Below are 4,458 nucleotides of genomic sequence, written 5' to 3'. Positions count from 1 at the left end.
GCGACGTGCCGCCGCCCTCACCCACGCCCACGCCTCCGCCGCCTTCGTCGACGCCCACGCCTCCCCCGCCACCGCCTCCGGCACCCGCGGCGCTGGCCGCCACCGGGCAGGACGGCACGGCGGTCGCGGGGGTCGGAGGGATCGCCGGTGTCATGCTCGCAGCCGGGCTCATCGCGCTCGTCGTCGCCCGCAGGCGCTCGACACCGCGCCTCTGAGCGGGGCGGCGAACGCTGCACATGCCTGGAGCAGCGGCCGCCGGGCGGTCACGTGGCTCCTCGGGGCGGCGTGCGCCCGGCGGTCCCTTCGCTCCCCGGAGCGGCGTCCGCCCGGCGACCACGCCACCCCGGGGCGGAACTCACCCCGCGATCACTTCGCCTCCCGGGACCATCCGAGCTCGCTCACCGCTCGGATCGGCCTGCAACGCGCCCGGATGCGCACGACGGTTCGGAGCATCCCTCCGGACAGGGTAGACTTTTCAAGTTGCAACGGGGTGTGGCGCAGCTTGGTAGCGCGCGTCGTTCGGGACGACGAGGCCGCAGGTTCAAATCCTGTCACCCCGACCAGAGCATCAGCAGAAGGGCCCTTCATTTCGATGAGGGGCCCTTCTGCGCTCGACCACGGCATCCCTGGACAGCCGTCATCGGGCCTGTCCATGCGCCCGCGTACAATCGACCTCGTCCCTGCCGCATCGCCGGATGCCGTGCGGGGCCGCCGCCCGCACACCGTGCACCCGCGACGACCCACCACACCTCACAGGAGCATCGTGTCCGACGCCTCGCCCCGCCTCGTCGCCTTCGACCTCGACGACACCCTCGCCCCCTCGAAGTCGCCGATCGATCCCCGCATCGGCGACCTGCTGCTCGCTCTCGCCGAACGCGTCGAGGTGGCCATCATCTCGGGCGGACAGCTGCAGCAGTTCCGCAGCCAGGTCGTCGAGCGGCTCCCCGAGGCGACGCCCGAATTGCTGTCGCACTTCCACCTCATGCCCACCTGCGGCACGCAGTACTACCTGCTGTCGACCGACGGTGTCGAGACCGTCTACGCCCACTCGCTCACCGACGACGAGAAGACCCGCGCCCTCACCGCCGTGCGCGAAGAGGCCGAGCGCCTGGGCCTGTGGGAAGCCGAGCCCTGGGGCGAGATCCTCGAGGACCGCGGCTCGCAGATCACCTTCTCGGCCCTGGGCCAGTCCGCCCCCCTCGAGGCGAAGATGGCGTGGGACCCCACCGGCGAGAAGAAGAACAGCCTGCGCGAAGCCGTGGCCGGCCGCATCCCCGATCTCGAGGTGCGCTCGGGCGGATCGACCTCGGTCGACATCACCCACCGCGGGATCGACAAGGCCTACGGCATGAACAAGCTGGCCGAGGCCACCGGCATCCCCCTCGATGACATGCTCTTCGTCGGCGACCGCCTGGACCCCGATGGCAACGACTACCCCGTGCTCGCCATGGGCGTCGAGTGCCAGGCCGTTCACGGATGGCAGGACACCGCCGCGTTCCTCGAGAAGCTCATCCCGACGCTGCCCGAGCGCGCGCAGGCGTAAGCGGTCCGGCCGCGGGCCGATCGAGGGGACTCGTCAGAGGATCTTGCCGATCGGCTCGCGCTTCTCGGCCTGGAAGCGGTCCTCGGTGCGCCCGTAGGCCCAGTACCCCGACAGCGACACCTGCTCGCGGGCCAGACCCCAGCGGGCGAAGACCAGATCGCGCATCGCCTTCATCGCTTCGCGCTCGCCGTGCGCGAAGATCTGGCCGCGTCCATCGAGCGGATGCCACTGCGCCACCGCATCGACGAGCACCGACGTCGATCCGGCCTCGGCCTCGCCGCGGTGCACCCACGTGACAGCGACCCCCGCGGGCGCCGCCAGCGCGATGTGCTCGCCCGGGCCCTGGACCTCGACGAAAGCCGCGCCCACGGCATCCCGGGGCAGTGCCTCGAGCGACGCCGCGATCGCCGGGATCGCCGACTCGTCACCGACGAACAGGTGCCAGTCGGCGGCGGGGTCGGGGGCGTAACCCCCTCCGGGACCCGAGACCACCAGCCGGTCGCCCGGCTGCGCGCGGGCCGCCCAGGGCCCGGCCAGACCCTCGTCGCCGTGCACCACGAAGTCGATGGTGATCTCGTCGCCGTCGACTGCGCGCACGGTGTAGGTGCGGGTCACGGGCAGGTCGTCGGGCGCGAGGGTCTCGCGCAGCGCCGCCAGGTCGTAGGGCGGCTCGAGCCCGAGCTCGGGTTTGGCGAACGAGATCTTGACGTAGGCGTCGGTGTGCGGGCTCTCGCGGAAGGCCTCGAGCCGCTCCCCCGCGGCGCGAACGCGCACGAGGTGCGGACTGAGCCGCTCGGTCGCGACGACGCGCAGGACGTGCTGGGGGCGCGGGGGCCGCGCGGGACGATCCGTCATGAGGGGTCTCCTGTCGTCGCCGCGCGGACCGCCGCCCGCGCCGCCGCACCGATCGCGGCGTCGTCGGCGTCGGACGGGCTCAGCGCCTGTGCGACATCGGTGTAGTAGTCGGTGATGTGCGCGCGGACACGCTCGCGCGCCGTCTCGGCCTCGCCCCGAGCGACGGCATCAAGGATGCGGCGATGCTCCCCCCGAAGACGATCGGCCATCTCGGGCCACGCTGACAGACGCGCCGCCCCCGCCTGCGTGTACGCCTCGATCGAGCTGCGCAGCCCCGCCATCATGGCCGCCACCACGGCGTTGCCGGACGCTTCGGCCAGGGCCTGGTGGAACCGCGCGTCGAGGGCGAGGAACTCCTCGGGCGCGAGAGGGGCGGCATCCATCGCGTCCAGGATGCCGGACACCTCGCCGAGATCCGCGTCGGTGCGCGCGAGCCGCTCGGCGACGTCGCACTCCAGCACCACGCGGGTGCGCACGACGTCGGCGAGCGGGAAGCCGTTGGCCGCGACCTGCAGCCGCAGGAAGGCTGCGAGCCCGCCCCGCGGCGTCGTCACGATCATCGCGCCCGCGTTGGGCCCGGAGCCGGTCGCGGTGCGCACGACCCCGAGCACCTCGAGCACCCGGACGGCCTCGCGGACGCTCGACCGCCCCACCCCGAGCTGCGCCGCGAGCTCGCGCTCGGGCGTCAGCCGGTCGCCGGGGGTCAGGCGTCCGTCGCGCAGATCGGCCTCGATGCGCGCGAGGACCACCTGCCACGCCCGTGGTTCGCCGTTCGGCATGACCCCTCCGTCCATCCGGCCGACGATGTGGCCGGACCACATCACCCTAGGGGCTGGCGGTCACGCCTCGGCCGAGGTTGCGTATCCGGCGGGGTTGGTGGTCTGCCAGTTCCAGTAGTCACGGCAGGCATCGTCGATCGAGAACCGCGTGCGCCAGCCGAGCACCTCGCCCGCCTTGCTCGGGTCGCAGTACGTCGCGGCGACGTCGCCGGGGCGACGGGGCAGCATCTTCTTGGGCAGGTCGTGACCGACCGCCTTCTCGAAGGAAGCGACGAGCTCGAGGACGCTGACCGGCCGGCCCGTGCCGAGGTTGAACACCTGGTGACCCGGCTGCGCCTTCTCGAGGGCGGCCACGTGCCCCTCGGCGAGGTCGACGACGTGGATGTAGTCGCGCAGACCCGTGCCGTCGGGGGTGTCGTAGTCGGAGCCGAACACGCCGATCTCGTCGAGCGAACCGATCGCGACGCGCGAGACGTACGGCATGAGGTTGTTCGGGATGCCGGCGGGGTCTTCACCGATCAGGCCCGAGGGGTGCGCGCCGACCGGGTTGAAGTAGCGCAGCACGGTGACGTTGAGCTCGGGGTTCACGCGCGCCACGTCGGCGAGGACGACCTCGTTCATGCGCTTGGACTTGCTGTAGGCGTTCGACAGGTCGACGCTCGTCGTCGAGTCCTCGGTGAAGGGCAGGTCGGCGGGGTCGGAGTAGACGGTGCCGGTGCTCGAGAACACGAATGAACGGATGCCGTGACCGATGCCCACGCGCAGCAGGGCGAAGGTCGTGTCGAGGTTGTTGGAGTAGTACGCGAGCGGCTTCTGCGTGCTCTCGCCCACGGCCTTGAAGGCCGCGAGGTGGATGATCGCGTCGATGGGCCCGTGCTGTGCGAACGCGGACTCCACCACGGATTCGTCGGCCGCGTCGCCCACGATCAACGGGGCGGGCTTGCCGGTGATCCGCTCGACGCGCTCGGCGGCGACGGCGTGCGTGCCCGAGAGATCGTCGAGCAGGACCACGTCGTGACCGGCCTCTAGCAGGGCGACGGCGGTGTGTGTTCCGATGTAGCCGGCACCGCCGGCCAGGAGTACGCGCATGCTCCCAGGCTATCGGTCACCGCCGACATCGCCCGGAGCGTCCGCCGGCCCGGGCCCGGTGCACGGCGGCGTGGAGCCCAGCCGCTTCACCGCGAGACGGCATCCCGCTGACAACTCGGCGACATCCTGCAACCGACTTGTCAGCCGCGTGCAGTCTCGGCGCCGCCGCGGCCCGGGCGGGCGGGCGGCGGC

General features: G+C 72.1%; 4 protein-coding genes and 1 tRNA gene. 2 read left to right on the top strand and 3 right to left on the bottom strand.

All coding sequences use genetic code 11. The features are described from left to right. Positions 1-486: 486 nt before the first annotated feature. Positions 487-563 (top strand) — tRNA-Pro (locus tag DBR36_RS04280). Positions 564-763: 200 nt separating this feature from the next. After that, entirely contained in the window at positions 764-1,543 is a 780-nt protein-coding gene (locus tag DBR36_RS04275) for an HAD-IIB family hydrolase (protein WP_258222557.1), read from the top strand. A 33-nt stretch (positions 1,544-1,576) separates the two neighbouring features. Here the strand turns inward: DBR36_RS04275 and DBR36_RS04270 are convergent, their stop codons facing one another. From DBR36_RS04270 to galE, 3 genes are read right to left on the bottom strand one after another with little or no spacing between them, the layout of a single operon-like run. Beyond that, complete coding sequence (locus DBR36_RS04270) at positions 1,577-2,398, bottom strand: siderophore-interacting protein (RefSeq protein WP_108317708.1); 822 nt, start codon at positions 2,396-2,398, stop codon at positions 1,577-1,579. After that, on the bottom strand, positions 2,395-3,177 hold the full coding sequence (locus DBR36_RS04265) for a FadR/GntR family transcriptional regulator (RefSeq protein WP_108317710.1): 783 nt from the start codon (positions 3,175-3,177) through the stop codon (positions 2,395-2,397). Before DBR36_RS04265 ends, DBR36_RS04270 begins: the two co-directional genes overlap by 4 nt. 60 nt (positions 3,178-3,237) lie before the next feature. Continuing rightward, positions 3,238-4,266 (bottom strand): UDP-glucose 4-epimerase GalE, encoded by a 1,029-nt coding sequence (galE, locus tag DBR36_RS04260; RefSeq protein ID WP_108317707.1) that lies wholly within the window; start codon positions 4,264-4,266, stop codon positions 3,238-3,240. Between the last annotated feature and the right edge of the window lie 192 nt (positions 4,267-4,458).

The sequence above is a fragment of the Microbacterium sp. HMWF026 genome (genome assembly GCF_003061325.1).
Classification (GTDB): domain Bacteria; phylum Actinomycetota; class Actinomycetes; order Actinomycetales; family Microbacteriaceae; genus Microbacterium; species Microbacterium testaceum_E.
The sequence above is the reverse complement of the archived record's forward strand: the minus strand, read 5'-3'. Positions and strand labels throughout refer to the sequence as shown.

Bases quoted from the DNA above. Each gene is read 5' to 3' on its own strand.
- DBR36_RS04270 (WP_108317708.1), bottom strand. From the start codon at position 2,398: ATGACGGATCGTCCCGCGCGGCCCCCGCGCCCCCAGCACGTCCTGCGC.
- DBR36_RS04265 (WP_108317710.1), bottom strand. From the start codon at position 3,177: ATGCCGAACGGCGAACCACGGGCGTGGCAGGTGGTCCTCGCGCGCATC.
- galE (WP_108317707.1), bottom strand. From the start codon at position 4,266: ATGCGCGTACTCCTGGCCGGCGGTGCCGGCTACATCGGAACACACACC.